The organism is Lancefieldella parvula DNF00906, assembly GCF_000758945.1.
Taxonomy (GTDB): Bacteria; Actinomycetota; Coriobacteriia; order Coriobacteriales; family Atopobiaceae; genus Lancefieldella; species Lancefieldella parvula_C.
In genome coordinates, this window is the sequence record NZ_JRND01000026.1 from 12464 (window position 1) to 29060 (window position 16597).

The following is a 16597-nucleotide window of genomic DNA, read 5'->3' on the forward strand; positions in this document are numbered from 1 at the left end:
GATACAACATATGCGTTCAAGCGCGGTGAGTTTCTCGCCGCGCTTTTTTATGCCAAAACATATGGAAAATACGTGGAAAACCTATGAAAGATATATGTAATCGCTCTGGGCTCATTTACTAAGAATTGCCTTGTCCTATATGCTCTTACAGCTGAATTTTGGCCGTAAGAGTACGTAATTACTTGTAATAGTTCCAGGAGGTTTTATGCGCCACATCAAGACGCTTCAGAGAATTGCGTGTGCACTTGCACTTGCGTTTGTTGCAATTCTTGCAGTTTCTGCACCAAAACTTGCATTTGCAGATCCTATTGATACATCTACACCAGGTGTAAAGGTTTCTGTTTTCTCGGCTGACGGTAATGCCGATACATCTAGGGTTCTTACAGACAACCCTCAGCGTTCTGGCCACCAGACTCCTGTTCCTGGTCAGTATGGCGAGATTGTTGTTCGCGTTGGTCAGACCATTAGAGATACTGGTGCGTATTCCCACTACACCACCACCCGTCCTGGTTTTGCTCCTTTTGGCGTAACCACTACGCTGGTCACCGCAGGTGCTTATCCTGAGCTCCCTGCTACTGATTATGACTTCACCTATGCTTTCTACGGAAACAGCAATACCGTAACTAACAACGGTGGTCAGTTCTATTTTGAGTTTACCGGTCGTAAGGTAACCCCTGCTAATCAGCCTGTTACGGCATTCTTCCTTGTTACTATGCAGGGAGATTCCTCTGATCCTGCTAACGTTGGCGGCAACACAACCCACCTTATGTGGGTTGGCTATCACATCCACGTTATTCCTGCAGAGACCACCCCAACTCCAACTCCAACACCTACGCCATCCGCAGTTAACCAGCTCATTTACGACGCAAATGGCGGCACCATCTACGGCAACGCAACTTATACAGAGTCCAAGACTCCAAATAACCCTCGTACCTATGGTTTTGCTGAGTACAACATCATTGAAGACCAGCCAGTCCGCGATGGTTACAAGTTTGAGTTCTGGAAGCGTTCTTACGTTGATAACCACTTCCGCTATGTTGGTGCTTCTGCTGTTCCTGCAGATGCAAACAACAACCCAGCTGGCGATAAACGCTATGTTTCTGAGACTACTGTCTTTAACATGAGAAGCCCTTATACTCTGACTGCTGTTTGGAACCAGGAGTATGAGCTCAGCTACGATGCAAACGGCGGTACTGGTGCTCCTGCAGCACAGAACGGTTACTTTGGTATTGATAGCAACACTGCTGACTCTCTCACTGATCCTAAGAACGAGACTGTCTCTGCTACCGTTCCAACTCGCGATGGCTACGTCTTCAAGGGCTGGAAGCTTGATGGCATCACCTATCAGGCAGGAGACCAGGTAACCCTTACCACCACCACTCCTAAGGTTGTTCTTGTTGCAGAGTGGGAGCCAGAGCCAGTTGCTCCTGTAACTCCAGAAAACCCTGCTACTCCAGAAAATCCTGCTACTCCAGAAAACCCTAGCACCCCAAGCACTCCAGGTATCCCTGGTGGTCCTCTTGCCCCAAGCTTCCCAAGCGCTCCAAATCCAGCAGCTATCCCATACTATGGCGGCCCTGCACTTCCATACACTGGTGATGAGAACCTCACACTTAGCGCCATCGTTATGGCATGTGTTGCAGGTGGTGTGATTGCTCTGGCAGTTGTTGCTCGTGCAAAGAGCCGTCAGGCAAACTCCATGAACTAAGGCAGGCGTTTGGTCTAGAAGATCTTCTCGCCATACGTGTAGAAGTTCACTAGCAGCATTGATGCAGATAAACCGGCTCTCTTTTGGGGGCCGGTTTTTTATTGTGGAGGCAACAGAAACGAGCGCAATTAATGTCCGGTTATCGGGGTACACTTTTACTCTAAGAATGATTGACACAAGGATGGCGTAATGCAGATTGATCTTGAAGGTTTAAATCCTGCCCAGCACCAGGCAGTTATGACAACTCAAGGACCCTTGCTGGTTCTTGCAGGAGCTGGTTCGGGAAAGACGCGTGTTCTGACGTTTAGAATTGCGCACATGATTGCCGATGAAGGCGTTCGTCCTTGGCAGATTCTGGCCATTACGTTTACAAACAAGGCCGCAGCAGAGATGCGTGAGCGTCTTGAAGCACTGCTGCCTAACAATATTCGCGGTATGTGGGTTTGCACGTTCCACGCTATGTGTGTCCGTCTGCTTAGAGAAGATGGTGAGCGTCTTGGTTATGGCCCCAATTTTGCTATCTACGACGATGATGATTCAAAACGCCTGGTAAAGACTATTCTGTCTGATTTGGATATTGATGTCCGTCAGTTCCCGCTCAACTCCATTCGTTCTAAGATTTCTGCTGCTAAAAACGCCCTTTTGTATCCCGATGATGTAGAGACACAAGCAGCAAGTCCTATGGATCACGTGGTAGCCCGCGTGTATCGTGCGCTTCAGACTCGTTTGGATAAAGCCAATGCCATGGACTTTGATGACCTTCTGGTTAAGGCGTTTGAGCTGCTCTCTAAGTATCCTGACGTGCTTGCCAAATACCAGGAGCGTTTCCGCTACATCAACGTTGACGAGTATCAGGATACCAACGGCGTCCAGTACGCAATTACCAAGCTTTTGGCATCCAAGTATCGCAATCTTATGGTTGTTGGCGATGATGACCAGTCAATTTATTCGTGGCGCGGAGCAGACATCAAAAACATCTTGGCGTTCGAGAAAGACTACGAGGAAGCAGTTGTAGTTAAGCTAGAGCAAAACTACCGCTCAACGGGCCATATTTTGGCCGCTGCCAATGCAGTTGTTGCGCACAACTCTCATCGCAAGCCAAAGCGCCTCTTCACCGATGAAGGAGATGGTGAGAAGATCCAGGTGTATCAGGCATCCGATGAGCGTGATGAGGGCGCATGGATTGGCTCTGAGATAGAAAAACTGCACGATAAGGGCACGTCATACGACAATATTGCCGTGTTTTATCGTACTAATGCGCAGTCTCGTATTCTTGAAGATATGCTGCTGAGAGCCGGTGTTCCTTACAAGATTGTGGGCGGCACTCGATTCTTTGATCGTGCAGAGATCAGAGACGTTATGGCCTACCTTAAGGTTGTTGTAAACCCTGATGATGATATGGCCGCGCTGCGCGTTATCAACACGCCTCGTCGCGGTATTGGTGCAACAAGCATTCAGAAGATTCAGACGTATGCACTGTATAACGGCCTGTCGTTCTTCTCGGCATGTGAAGCATGTGTGATGGAGGAGAGCCTTCTTACCGCAAAGGTGAGAAATGCGCTGGTAGAGTTTACGTCAGCTATTGAGCACGGCCGTCATATTGACGGCGAGCTTGATGAGGTAGTTGAGGCAATTATTGACCGCTCAGGTCTTATTCGTGCACTTGAGGCTGAGCATACCATTGAGGCTGATGGACGTATCGAGAACATTCGAGAGTTCTTTGGCGTTGCGGCAGAGTTTGACGAGTCTCACGACGATGTTGAAGAAACACTTGAGAGCTTGCAACAACTAAGGGAAGCAGGAGCGCTTGACGCACAAGATGCTGCTTCGCTGAGTGAGGCTGGTTTTGATGCTGCTACCGGCACGCTTGCTGGTGTTGCTGCTGAGCCAGACTCTGCACCTCAGGAAGAAGCTCTACATCCACAGGTTGCTGCAGAGAAGCTCCCGGCATTTATGGAATGGTTGGCACTTCGTTCTGACCTTGACAGTTTGGATGGCTCTACCTCTGCGGTAACACTTATGACCATTCACGCTGCAAAGGGTCTGGAGTTCCCAGCAGTATTTGTTGCTGGCATGGAGGAGGGTATCTTCCCTCATGCAAATTACGAGGCAGAGGCAGCTCAGCTAGAAGAAGAGCGCAGGCTGGCCTATGTTGCTATTACGCGTGCGCGTAAACGCTTGTATTTGACGTATGCGTCTACCAGAAGAACCTATGGCTCTGTTCAGGCTAATCCCGTATCGCGTTTTGTGGGGGAGATTCCTCAGGAGCACGTTAAAGCTATTGGTGTTGGCTCCGCAGGATTTTCCGGTGTTGGCTGGGCCAAGCGCGGAGACCGTCATGGCACCTTTGGCTCTGGCCGTGGTTCAGAAGTCTATGGTGGAAACGTTTTTGGTTCTCGTACGCGCTCTAGCGGTGGCGCCCCAGCTCCACGTCCAGCTCCTATTCAAAAGGACCCAGCCCGCGCTTCTACAAGCTTTGCTGTGGGAGATCAGGTGTCTCACAAGACCTTTGGTCCAGGTGTTGTTTTAGCAGTTCAGGGCGATACTATTGAGGTCAAGTTTACACGCACTAATAAGACAAAGAAGCTCATGAAGGGCTTTGCTCCGATAGTCAAAATTGAGGGATAGCCATGGTGTTGATGCATGACGGCTTAATTTTGGGCCTCACTCCACAAGATTTTATTTTTAGGGTAGTTACCTTTGTAGTTGTATTCTTCATTGCGTTTTTGATTGAGCATTTTGCAATAAAGCTCTCAAGAAAGGCTTTGGATTCATCTAAACTGCCGTCGGCATCTATCTTTGTCAACATAATCCGAGGAATCATCTGGGCGTTTGCTATTCTCGCGGTATTGCAGCCTGTTTTTGGCATTCAGCCAACGGCGTTTGTGACCGCTTTGGGAGTTACCTCCATCGCCTTGTCTTTTGGTCTCCAGGATACCATTTCTAACCTGGTAGGCGGCTTAGGCCTTATGTTGGTAGGTGTGGTTAAGCCGGGAGATCAGGTAAGCATTGGAACTATCTCCGGTGAGGTTATTGATATGAATTGGCGCTCTACCATAGTTCGTGCTCGTGGAGGTAGGGTAGACATCATTCCTAATTCAGTACTTAATAAAACAGCACTTGCGCATCGTACCAGGTGGGATATGACAGAGGTGCCCATTAATATAGTGCTTAAACCAACCGTTGATTTGAATGCGGTAACGCAAGAAATAACAGAAATTGTTCAAGAGGTAGTTGCACCTCAGCTTGATAGAACACTTCCTATTGAGGTTGAAGCATCAAGCATTGCTGAGACAGGCATCAAGGTAATCATTCATGTTCACATCAAAGACGATGCAAACGAAATGAGTGTACGAGACAAAATTGTAAGAGCCCTGGCTGGTTCTAGTTGGCTTGCAGGAGTAGGAGCTTAATATGAAAATTGGAATTATCGGAGCCATGGAACCAGAGGTTGCGCTACTAAAAGCGCAGATGACCGTTGAGCGCACGTATGATCAGGCCCGTATGCAGTTTGTTGAAGGCCTTTTGGGAGATGTTTCTGTTGTTGTTGTACAGTCGGGAATTGGCAAGGTCAATGCTGCAGCATGCACGCAGATCCTGATTGATACGTTTGCAGTAACACATGTTATTAATACTGGTATTGCAGGGCTTTTAAACCCTGAGCTACAGGTTGGGGATATTGTTATCTCCTCAGATTTAGTTCAACACGATATGAACGTTGGTCCTCTCAATTTTGCCGCTGGTCAAATTCCAGGTCTTCCAGTTTTCTCGTTTACAGCAGATGAGAGTCTTATTGAGCGCGCACTTGCATCAGCCAAAGAAGTAGCTCCTCAACTGCAGGTTATTTCTGGCCGCGTTGCTTCAGGAGATCAGTTTGTAAGTTCATCAGAGTTAGCAGACCACATCTACACAACGTTTGGTGCTGACTGTTGCGAGATGGAGGGCGCCTCAATTGCTCAGGTTGCTTGGCTTAACCACACACCGTTTGTGGTGATTAGGCTTATGTCCGATAAGCCCGGCACTACTTCAAGCGTTGATTATCTAACGTTTGAGCGCGAGGCTTCTGAGCGCTCTGCCAGAATTACTGCAGCTATTATCAAAAAGCTTGCCTAGTAATTAGGCGCGCATTTCTGAGTAACTCTTCTGGGTTACCTGGGCAACTCTTCTAGGACAACTGGGTAGTTCTTCTGGGCCAGCTTGTAATTTGCATAAGAGGGATATCGAGGCGTAAGAAACAACTTGCGCTGATTTAGCTATTCGAATGTTTTTAAACATAATTGAACGATATATCGATTATCATTGTCCCGTTATGAAAGTGGTTTGAAAGGTACCGAATGATAACCCTCGGACACTTTTTTGAGATGATGGTTGCCAATCCGTTTTTGGCCCTCGTCATTGTCCTTGTTTTTGGATGCATCTTTGTAAATGGTGCAACCGACGCGGCTAATGCTATTGCAGAGGCTGTTGGAACTCGTTCAATTAAAGTTAACCATGCAATTATCATGAGTGTTGTATGCAACTTTGTTGGTTTGGTGGCTATGTGCCTCATTTCAACTGCAGTTGCAGACACAATTTTGGGTATGGTTGACTTTGGTAGTAATAACCATGAGGCTCTTGTTGCTCTTGCCGCAGGCTGTGTTGGTATTGTTACTTGGGCAGTAGGAGCTTGGGCTTTAGGTATTCCAACTTCTGAGTCACACGCCCTTATTGCAGGTCTCACCGGTGCAGCACTTGCTATTCATGGTGATTTTGGTGCAGTTAACTGGGGCGAGTGGAGCAAGGTTTTAATTGGTCTGCTCTTCTCAACCACATTAGGTTTTGCCGCTGGTTGGATTATTGTTAAAGCAATTAACAAGTTTTGTGTAAACGTTGATCGACAACGCGCTGATGAGATGTTTGGCCATTTGCAAGTTGTTGGCTCAGCATTTGTTGCTGCTATGCATGGTGCACAGGATGGTCAGAAGTTCATGTCCATTGCTATGCTTGCAATTGCACTTTCAGCAGGTCATGGAGCTGCTGGTGCAGATGTATTCCCGCTCTGGTTGCAGGTACTGTGTGCTGCTCTTATGTCTATCGGCACTGCAATTGGCGGAAGAAAGATTATTAAAAAAGTCGGAATGGAAATGGTAAAGCTTGAGCGTTATCAGGGCTTTGCTGCGTCTTTCTCGGCATCTGCATCTTTGCTGCTTTCCACACTGACTGGTCTTCCTGTTTCAACAACTCATACAAAAATGACCGCCATGATGGGCGCGGGTGCTGCAAAAAATATTCGTTCAGTTAACTGGGGTGTTGCAAAAGAAATGGTAGCAGCATGGGTGTTTACTTTCCCTGGCTGCGGACTTATTGGTTTTCTTTTTGCAAAACTGTTCCTGATGATTTTCTAAGTACGTATAACTGTCTTTTACGAGTTCTATTGAACCACTCAACTTTATTGGAGGATTCATGCTAGGTAAGCCAAAAGAGGACGTCTTCTACACCATGTTCCGCGAGTTTGGCGACAAAATTGTAGAAACCGCTGAAGAGTATGTGGTCATTATGGAAGGCTTTCCCGAGACTGCTGCACGTATTCCTCAGATGAAGGTTTACGAGCGTGAGTGTGACGAGAAGGTCCAGCACATTATGAAGGAGCTTTACGCTTCCTTTGTCACACCATTTGAGCGTGAGGACATCTCTGACTTGGCGCTTCGTCTTGATGACATCGTTGACGGAATGAATTCTGTTGCGGAGCGCCTTGATCTCTTTAACGTTGACGACACTCGTAAAGAGGCTATGCAGCTTGCTGAACTTACCCTTCGCGCATGCAAGACGGTCCGGGAGATGCTGAGTGTTTTGAGTGATTACAAGAAAGATCCTACCGTTATGGAGAAGGCTATTGCAGTTGGACATGTTGAGGACGAGGGAGACCTTATTTACCACAACGCACTCTCTCGCTTGTTCCGTGATGAAATGCCTGGTCGCCACACCGTTGCTTGGCTTCGTATTTTTGACCGCATGGAGACTGTTCTGGATTCCTGTGACGACGCGGCGGGAGTTGTTCGCTCCGTCGTTATGAAAAACGCTTAAGTTCATTTTCTGCTAACGGTATATACAGACTAAAAACTGCCTTCCGCCGGGAGGCAGTTTTTATATTCTCTTTTTGTCCGGTATTGGGGTTAAACTGTTTATATAAAAGAAAGTGGAGGTGCCATGAGCGGCTTCAAGCGTTTTTGCTACATACTCTATGTTTTTGCAAGTGCTTTTGTGTTTTTAGCCCTTGCTTTAACGTGGTTTGGTCCTTGGACACATCAGGCAACTAATCTCTTGTTTAACAAGCCCTACCTTATTGCTCTTAACGCTTGTGCGGCTATTAGCATCTTTGGTCTTGTTGTGGTGTTGTTCAGAGCTCTATTCATTAGAAAAACGGTAAAGCTCACGGTTGCAACAGTTGAAGGCGGAACAATCTCCGTCACTAAAGATGCCATTTCTTCTCAGGCAGCCCATATTATTGAAGAAGATGGAACTTGCCTTGCACACCGTGTTAACGTGCAGATTTCTAAGAACAATTCTGTAGCCGTACAGATTGATATTCTCCCCAAAGAGCCTGTTGATGTCACCGCAAAGGGCTCTGAGTTCTATAACGCTCTTCAGTCTGGTCTTGCCATTGTGTGCGGACCTTGCGTTTCTAGCATTAATCTTTCTTTTATCAAGCCAAGTTCCTTCTCGCCAAAAGATGAAGAAGGCGCGTCTTTGTCTCAGTCAAAAGAGGTTGTGCCAGAACCAGAGACTGTAGAAGAGCAATCTTACGAGCAACCTTCCACTCAAGCCGCTGCTCAGCAGACTGGTAAAGACATTCGATTGAGTATTTCAGAGCCAGATGCAAAGGAGGTCACAGACAATGGATAATAGCTTCTTTCAGAAGATGCAGGAGAAGTGCAAAAAATACGTCGTTGACCATCCAGGTGCCATTATTGGCGGATTTTTAGGCCTCTTGTTTGCAATTTTTTTGTTTACGTTTGGCCTTTTTAAAATGCTAGTTGTTGCATTGTTTGTGTTGGTTGGAGTTGCCATCGGTCAGATTTTTGACGGAAAGGCAACCATTTTGGCAAAGATTCGTTCCTTATTTACGGATAGAAACTAGATAGGAGAGAGCTGTGGCAGAAGAGCTTACTAATTCGCAAGAGACCACCTCTGAAGAAATTGTTCCTGCAGAAGAAACAACAGATGTTCCTTCCGATGCAGATCTTGAGGATACAGACTCTCTTACCTTCTCTGGTGGAGTTGTCGAGAAGATCGTCTCGTTGGCTTTACGTGACGTCACCAACGTGGTGGGCGCTCGTGGAAACTGGCTTAACAGAGTTCAGGATGTACTTGGTGCATCTGATACGGCTAAAGGTGTCACTGTAGAGGTGCTGCCTGATAGCTCGCTAAATGTTACCGTTTCTGTACTTATTAAATATGGTTCTTATGCGCCTCAGATTTTTGAAGACGTTAAACATACAGTTGTCGAGAAAATCACCGGTATGACAGGCCTTGAAGTTTCTGGTGTTAACCTACGAATTGAAGATGTTTTGACCGAAGAAGAATACGATCGCCTAAAACATCGTCCAGAAGAGCCTGAACAGCTAGACAAAGAAGAGTAAAGTACGCTAAAGTTGCACTGTTTTACGCTTTTATAGTAATTGTTTTATTGTTTTGTCACTACAAGCTCCCTAAGCGCAAGGAGTTTTACCATGAAAAGGCTTTCACGTTGGAGCATGGCGATTGTTGCTACGTTTGTGCTAGCACTCTCGCTCGTTGGAGGACTTGCAAAGCAAGCACTCGCAGACACCACCCCTGTTACCTCAGAGGCTGAGCTGCTGGCTGCTATTGCTGCTGCTCCAGCAGATGGTTCGCAGACTATCGTTCAGGTAAATGCGGACTTTACCATTACTGCTCCAGTCCAGGTTCCAGCTAATAAGAACATTAGGTTGATGGGTACTGGAACTATCACAAGTGCCATGACCGGCTCTAATTTCTATATGTTCAAGATTGCTTCTGGCGGCGCAGTTACTCTTGATGGCGCCACCATTGATGGCAACAACACTGCATTTGCCGTTGAGAACCGTGGTAGCTTTACCTTGCTTCGTGGCGTTATTAAAAACGGTAAGGCAAAACCTACACCTGGAAATAACGGCGTAGTTCTTACTACTGGCGCTGGCGCAAAATTTGTTATGGCCGGCGGCACCATTCAGGACAGCACGGTTGCTAACGCTCTTGGTGGCGCAGTTACTGTTGCAAATGGTGCAACAGGTGAGCTCCGTGACGGTACCATTCAGAACACTACTCTTACCAATCAGTACTCCGGTAGCGTTTTGGTAAGAAATGCAGATTTCACTATGACTGGCGGAACCATCACTGGGGGCGATGCTTCTTCTACCATTAATTCTTCTGGTGGTCTGATGCTCTATGCCTTGGATCCAAACGGTGAGACAACAACAGCCACTATGGGTGGTGGATATATCACTAACAATAAGGCTGTTGAAGGTGCAGGCGTCTACATTTACGCAGGTAATCCTCAGTTTGGTGATTCTAAGTCAAAGGCAGACTTTACCTTCAACGGTGGCTCTATTACTAATAATGTTGCTTCTGAGTCCGGTGGTGGTATCTACGTAATCTGGAACGGCAACGTTGTTATGAATAACGGCATCATCAAGAACAACACTGCTGGCATTGCTGGCGGTGGCGTTGCTACCTACGACCAGTTTGTTGGTGTTGTTGGTGGTCAGAAGGTTCCTTATTCCAAGGTTGGTGCTCCATGGAATAACTGGCCAAACATTTATCGCGCTGGCTTCACCATGAATGGTGGCTCTATTGACGGAAACAAGGTCACTAGTAATGGCACCAACCAGCTTGGCGATAAGGGTGTTGGTGCTGGTATTTATGTTGCATCTGCTAATGTAACCCTTAATGCTGGTGAAATTATCAATAACACTGCAAATGACCAGGGCGGCGCAGTTTACGTTGCTTCTGTTCCTTATGTTGTCCACATTAATAACGCACTTATTAAGAACAACACCGCAACTGTTATTGGTGGTGGTGCTTGGTTCTGCCCAACCGGTGTAGCTGAATTCCACTCCAAAAATGGCGTAGCATTCTTCAACAACACCGCAAATGGTGCTGGTGATGAGATTGCAACCGTTCGCGGTGCAGGTGAATCTGCTGGTGCAACTATTTCTGATTATATGCTTGGTGGTGCCTCTGCACATTGGACTAAGGATGGCGCGGTTACCATCAACCTTCCTTCAATCCTTGGTGAAGCTGATCCAGCTGCTGCACGTCATACTACTGAAGAAGTAAGCAATATCGTTAACAACACCGATATGCTTGCTCTTGAGTCTAATCTTCGTTATAGCTCTATCGCCGCAGCACAGAATAAGGCTCAGCTGATTATTTCTGGAAATACTGCACAGCGTGGTGGTGGTATTGGCTCCAACGGTACCGTTATTACTGGTGAAGAGGGTACTCAGGATGTAACCGTTAAGAAGGTTTGGGATACTTCTGCAAACCCAGATGCAGTTATTCCAGAGACGCTTACTGTTTATCTAAAGGCAGATGGATATGTTGTTGACTCCGTTGAGCTTTCTGCAGCTAATAACTGGGAGCATACATTCCACGGTCTTCCTGATAACGTAACTTTGAGCTTTACAGAAGGAACCGTAGTCGGTTGGACTGCTCAGACTCCTGAGGTTAATGGTAACGTTACTACCCTGACCAATAAGGCCGACGCTCCCGTGACTCGTGATGTCCCAGTAACCAAGGTTTGGAACGGTACAAAGAAGGATTCTGTAACCGTTCACCTGCTTGCTGATGGTGTTGACACTGGTCAGACCCTTGTCCTTTCTGAGGCAAACAATTGGACCGGTTCGTTTGTTGGTGTAAATCTTTACGCAGCAGATAATCACGTCATTGCTTACACCGTTTCTGAGGATGCTATCGAGGGTTACACTTCTGAGATAACTGGTGATATGGCTAATGGCTTTACCATTACCAACACCGAGACTCCAGTTACTCCAACTCCAACTCCAGAGAAGCCTGGTAAGAAGCGTAAGCATCGCACGCCTGATACTGGTGACGCAAGCGTTGTAGCTATGGTTGCTTTTGCAACAGTTGGTGCTGGCTTTGTTGGTGTTGGAGCATATGCTCGTACTCGTAAAGAGCAGTAAGCAACACACATACACTTAGTATGCAGATCCCCCGCTTTTATAAAAAGCGGGGGATCTTTGTCAGAAGGACGATTCCTTGTTTTAACTGGAGATGTTTACGTTCACCGAATTTGCCAACCGTTTAACCAATAAGAGTGTTCTTCTCGCCAGGAGAGATTAGAGAAGAACGACAATACTACTAGGTGGATAGTGAGTATCTGCATGAGTACCTTATTGGAGGTTGTTATGGAGCTCAAAGCTGATAAAAAGGTAATTGTCGAGCGTAATAACAAGGTTGTGTATGACAACGGAGACACAGTTGTTAAGGTGTTCAGCGGAAGCAAACCTTCTGCTGATATTATGAATGAGGCTTTAAACCTCACTCGTGCTGAGCAGGCTGGCATCAACGTTCCTTCTCTTGTAGAGATTAGTAAGGTTGGTAATTGCTGGGCTGTTTCAACCAGAAAAGTTGAAGGCAAAACAATTAGGCAGCTTATTGAGGAGCATCCAGAAAAAGAGGACGAGTATCTCAATAAGTTTGTCGATATTGAGCTGGCTATTCACGCTCATAAGGCACCGCTTCTTACTCGTCAAAAAGACAAGTTCACCCGAATGATTAACAGCATTCCAGATATTCTTGATGAGGCTACAAGGTATGAGCTTCTGCTCAAGCTTGATGGTATGAAGCCTCACACTAAGGTCTGTCATGGTGACTTTGTTCCTTCCAACGTTATTCTCGCCGAAGATGGCGCTCCTGTAATTCTTGACTGGGCCCATGCGACACAAGGCAATGGTGCTGCAGACTGCGCTACAACTTATCTGCACCTGCTTCTTCATGGTGATGAGGAACTTGCCGAGAAATACATCAATCTTTATTGCACTAAGCAGGGCTGCACTCGTCAGTATGTAAATGAATGGCTTGGCATTATTGCTGCAGCAGAGCTTGCTCGCGGTCGTGTAAAAGAAACAGAGTTCCTGCTCAAGTGGGTAAATGTTTTTGATGCAATGTAGTTGGTTACAAGAACTTTAAACTAGCTGAGAAGAGCCTCGTCAGGGGCTCTTCTTTTATTACACTTCTTGTCATTACATAAAGAGACACAAGGAGTTAGTCATGTACGATATTGATCCAAAGCAGACCACCGTAAAGTCAGAAAATAAGAAATCAAAGCTTGAGCGCATGAGCGCTGGTGAGTGGTGTGGTGGCTCTGATGAGGAGCAGAGTGCTGCGTTTTGGCGCGCTAAGGATCTTGCCTGGGAGTTCAATCAGACCCGCCCAAGTGATAAAGAAAAGTGCCGTCAGATTTTGAGCGAACTTCTCGGTGAACTAGGAGAGGGAAGCGCTGCAGTTTCTCCTTTTAATGTTGACTATGGCTTCAATATCAAGATTGGCCCACATAGCTTTATCAACCATGGTGCATACTTGATGGATTGTGCGCCTATCACTTTTGGTGCCCATAGTTTTGTGGGCCCTCAGTTTAAGGCGTACACCGTTCAACACCCTCTAGATGCTGAGGAGAGAAATGCTTGGTATGAGCGAGCATTGCCTATCACAGTGGGAGATAACTGCTGGTTTGGCGGAAATGTGACGGTGCTTCCCGGTGTAACTATCGGAGATAACTGTGTAATTGGTGCTAATAGTCTGGTTACTAAAGATATTCCAGACAATTCTCTTGTTGTTGGATCTCCAGCAAAAGTTGTACGTCAAATTACTGAGGCGGATAAGCTGGGACTTAAGGAGCTTTTGGGTTAGTTTTGTTGGGCAGGCGCACGCGGCTTTAGGGGATTGTTTAACTATTTATTTGATGTTAGAGACGACCGCGCTATAATAATTGTAACGGGGAGCTGGGAAATGGCCCGGCTGAGAGGCAGCACCGTATGTTGCGACCCATTAACCTGATCTGGGTAATGCCAGCGTAGGGAGCCAATGCCGTCCTTACGCACTACAAGAAGGAGGGCATATGAAAAAACTTTCTCAGTTTACACTGCAAGCCATATCCCTTGCTTCTTTTCTTGCGCTTTGGCAGCTTGTCATTGTTGTAGGAATTATCCCAAATTATCTTGTGCCAACTCCTGTTCAGGTTGTATTTGCGCTGGTCAAAGACTTTCAGCTTCTTATGACGCATACCGGAATTACGCTTTTAGAATCCCTTGTTGGCCTGGCCATTGGAGTTTTTATTGGCTTTGCGCTTGCGGTTCTTATGGACTTCTTCAAAACGCTGGACAAGCTGCTTTCTCCACTTGTAACTATCTCACAAACTATTCCTATTGTGACCATTGCGCCGCTTTTGGTGCTTTGGTTGGGCTATGGCCTCTTGCCCAAGATTGTTCTTGTGGCTATTTCAACGTTTTTCCCTATTACCGTGGCGCTGAACTCGGCATTTAAATCGATTGACCCCGATATGGTTGATCTAATGACCACCATGGGAGCTAGTCGTTGGCAGATTTTCTGGCACGTCAAATTGGCCGCCGCTGCACCACAGTTTTTCTCGGGACTCAAAATGAGCGTGACCTACGCCGTAATTGGCGCAGTAATTGCAGAGTGGCTGGGAGGCGACGCTGGACTGGGCGTCTATATGACACGCGTCAGAAAAGCATTTGCGTACGACAGGATGTTTGCAGCAATCGTGGTGGTTTCTGCATTGTCACTGGTGTTGATGAAGCTCGTAGAACTTGTCCAAAAGCGAGCGCTACCTTGGGATACCTCTCAGAAAACCAAGGAATCCGCGCGGTAACTTTGATGGAACTCAAAGAAAGAAGTGATTACACGCATGAACGCATTTAATCGCAAGGGTATAACAAGAAAAGGCTTTCTAACTGCAATGGGTTTCTCGACAGCAGGACTTTGCGCAGGTTGCTCGCTTGAACAGCCGTCTGCTCCATCCAACGCAAACAAGGGTGCTGGGCAGAATTCCGGCGGTACCACAGAGATTACGTTTGCCCTGGACTATACCCCCAACACCAACCACACCGGCATTTATGTAGCTCAGGAAAAGGGCTACTTTAACGAGGCTGGCCTCAAAGTAACCATTCAGCAACCACCTGCTGACGGTGCGGACGCGCTGATTGGTGCTGGTGGTGCTCAGATGGGCGTTACCTACCAGGACTATATTGCTAACAGCCTCTCGTCATCTAATCCTCTGCCGTATACTGCGGTGGCTGCTATCATTCAGCACAATCTTTCAGGCATTATGAGCCGTGAAGAAGATCACATTGTTCGTCCGCGTGACCTTAATGATCGTACTTACGCAACGTGGAATCTCCCTGTTGAGCAGGCTACTATCAGGTCAGTTATGGAGTCTGATGGAGGAGATCCCTCCACGCTTAAAATGGTACCTTATGAGGTAGATGATGAGGTATCTGGACTAAAAGCAAAGATGTTTGATGCTGTTTGGGTGTATGAGCAGTGGGCTGTTCAAAACGCTCGTGTTCAGAACTTTGCGTACAACTACTTTGCGTTTGCAGCTATTGATCAGAATTTTGACTACTACACGCCAGTTATCGCAGTAAATGATGGCTTTGCAAAAGAGAATCCAGACGCTGTTAAGGCCTTCTTAAGCGCTACCAGAAAAGGTTATGAGTTCTGCGTTTCTAACCCTGATGAAGCGGCAGAAATTCTACTCAAAGCTGTTCCAGAACTTGACGCTGACCTGGTTAAAGCTTCTCAGAAGTTCTTGGCTGCCAAATACATTGACGACGCCGAGAAGTGGGGAGTTATTGACTCTGCTCGCTGGCAGCGATTCTACACCTGGCTCAATAACCAGCAGCTGCTAGAGAATAAGATTGACCCATCCGCAGGATTTACTAGTGAGTACCTTGGATAAGAAGCTTATTGACATAACAGAAGGTGCTGCTATGGACGCTTCTGGCGAGAAAAGCCTAGGAGCTGCACCTGCATGCGAGACGCAACAGGACGCGCCAGCGCTTGAAGCACGCCACCTTACGCTGGTTTGGGGAAACGGCCAGGTAGTTGCTCAGGATATCTCGATTGAGCTGCAACCTGGCACCATTACCTGCTTGGTTGGTCGCTCGGGCTGTGGCAAGACAACACTGCTCCACGCACTTGCGGGACTTCTGCAGCCACAGGAGGGCAGGGTGCTGCTGCATGGCTCTGACGTCACGGGACATCCGGGACACATCGGCTACATGCTCCAGAAGGATCTGCTTATCCCAAGCAAGCGCATCATCGACAACGTAGCGCTTCCGCTTGAGCTGAAGGGCGTCTCGCGCTCTGAGGCACGCGCACGGGCCCAGGAGATGCTGGAACGCGGTGGACTTGAGCGCGTGGCACAAAGCTGGCCTCACGAGCTCTCAGGCGGCATGAGACAGCGCGTTGCGTTCCTGCGCACGGCACTCATTGGCTCAGACATCATGCTGTTGGACGAGCCCTTCTCGGCACTAGATGCTCTCACACGGCGAGAAATGCGTGCGTGGCTCATGTCTTCCGTGAAGGAGTTTGGCCTCTCCGTACTGGTGATCACGCACGACGTTGATGAGGCGGTTGCCATGGCTTCGCGCATTTATGTAATGGCGGGCAGTCCCGCGCAGGGCGTGGTAACCAAGATTGTGGGCGTTGTTGAGCCGCAGGGCTGCGCTGATACAGTGTCGGAGGCAGGCTCTGGCAAAGACGCTGGTCAAGGTGCTGACCTAGCATCATTTGATTTGAGCGAAGAGTTTTTGGCTGCCAAGCGAGAAGTGCTTTCGTTGCTGGGATAGTTGCCTGGATGCGTTG

Annotated in this window: 15 protein-coding genes and 1 riboswitch; all 15 genes read left to right on the forward strand. The window is 47.4% G+C overall.

From position 1 onward, the window contains the following. Positions 1 to 205: 205 nt before the first annotated feature. The 15 genes from HMPREF1647_RS05500 to HMPREF1647_RS05570 all read left to right on the forward strand — a co-directional run bounded on the left by HMPREF1647_RS05500 (position 206) and on the right by HMPREF1647_RS05570 (position 16581). Positions 206 to 1708 (forward strand): InlB B-repeat-containing protein, encoded by a 1503-nt coding sequence (locus tag HMPREF1647_RS05500; protein ID WP_035432846.1) that lies wholly within the window; start codon positions 206 to 208, stop codon positions 1706 to 1708. A gap of 189 nt (positions 1709 to 1897) precedes the next feature. Continuing rightward, a complete protein-coding gene (locus HMPREF1647_RS05505) occupies positions 1898 to 4336 on the forward strand; it encodes an ATP-dependent helicase (RefSeq protein ID WP_035432847.1) in 2439 nt (812 codons plus the stop codon). 2 nt (positions 4337 to 4338) lie between these two features. Further along, complete coding sequence (locus HMPREF1647_RS05510) at positions 4339 to 5121, forward strand: mechanosensitive ion channel family protein (RefSeq protein ID WP_035432848.1); 783 nt, start codon at positions 4339 to 4341, stop codon at positions 5119 to 5121. Between the two features lies 1 nt (position 5122). Continuing rightward, complete coding sequence (locus HMPREF1647_RS05515; protein ID WP_035432850.1) at positions 5123 to 5821, forward strand: 5'-methylthioadenosine/adenosylhomocysteine nucleosidase; 699 nt, start codon at positions 5123 to 5125, stop codon at positions 5819 to 5821. A gap of 221 nt (positions 5822 to 6042) precedes the next feature. Next, positions 6043 to 7092, forward strand: coding sequence for an inorganic phosphate transporter (locus HMPREF1647_RS05520; RefSeq protein WP_035432852.1), 1050 nt, complete (start codon positions 6043 to 6045; stop codon positions 7090 to 7092). A gap of 58 nt (positions 7093 to 7150) precedes the next feature. After that, positions 7151 to 7771: a DUF47 domain-containing protein gene (locus tag HMPREF1647_RS05525; RefSeq protein ID WP_035432855.1), complete on the forward strand. Its 621-nt coding sequence runs from the start codon at positions 7151 to 7153 to the stop codon at positions 7769 to 7771. Between the two features lie 123 nt (positions 7772 to 7894). Then, entirely contained in the window at positions 7895 to 8590 is a 696-nt protein-coding gene (gene amaP / locus HMPREF1647_RS05530; protein ID WP_052039157.1) for an alkaline shock response membrane anchor protein AmaP, read from the forward strand. Further along, on the forward strand, positions 8583 to 8825 hold the full coding sequence (locus HMPREF1647_RS05535; protein ID WP_052039158.1) for a DUF2273 domain-containing protein: 243 nt from the start codon (positions 8583 to 8585) through the stop codon (positions 8823 to 8825). The genes amaP and HMPREF1647_RS05535 overlap by 8 nt, the downstream gene beginning before the upstream one ends. Positions 8826 to 8838: 13 nt before the next feature. Further along, complete coding sequence (locus HMPREF1647_RS05540; RefSeq protein WP_035432857.1) at positions 8839 to 9327, forward strand: Asp23/Gls24 family envelope stress response protein; 489 nt, start codon at positions 8839 to 8841, stop codon at positions 9325 to 9327. A 90-nt stretch (positions 9328 to 9417) separates the two neighbouring features. Beyond that, complete coding sequence (locus HMPREF1647_RS05545) at positions 9418 to 11889, forward strand: Cna B-type domain-containing protein (protein ID WP_052039159.1); 2472 nt, start codon at positions 9418 to 9420, stop codon at positions 11887 to 11889. 201 nt (positions 11890 to 12090) lie between these two features. After that, complete coding sequence (locus HMPREF1647_RS05550) at positions 12091 to 12879, forward strand: phosphotransferase family protein (RefSeq protein WP_396415969.1); 789 nt, start codon at positions 12091 to 12093, stop codon at positions 12877 to 12879. Positions 12880 to 12979: 100 nt separating this feature from the next. After that, the gene (locus HMPREF1647_RS05555) at positions 12980 to 13618 is read left to right on the forward strand and encodes a sugar O-acetyltransferase (protein ID WP_052039160.1); all 639 of its coding nucleotides are present in this window, start codon (positions 12980 to 12982) and stop codon (positions 13616 to 13618) included. Between the two features lie 74 nt (positions 13619 to 13692). Next, a riboswitch (TPP riboswitch) is annotated at positions 13693 to 13805 on the forward strand. Between the two features lie 21 nt (positions 13806 to 13826). Next, entirely contained in the window at positions 13827 to 14600 is a 774-nt protein-coding gene (locus HMPREF1647_RS05560) for an ABC transporter permease (RefSeq protein WP_035432861.1), read from the forward strand. Between the two features lie 36 nt (positions 14601 to 14636). Further along, on the forward strand, positions 14637 to 15689 hold the full coding sequence (locus HMPREF1647_RS05565) for an ABC transporter substrate-binding protein (protein ID WP_035432898.1): 1053 nt from the start codon (positions 14637 to 14639) through the stop codon (positions 15687 to 15689). A 31-nt stretch (positions 15690 to 15720) separates the two neighbouring features. Beyond that, positions 15721 to 16581, forward strand: coding sequence for an ABC transporter ATP-binding protein (locus HMPREF1647_RS05570; protein ID WP_035432900.1), 861 nt, complete (start codon positions 15721 to 15723; stop codon positions 16579 to 16581). Positions 16582 to 16597 lie beyond the last annotated feature (16 nt).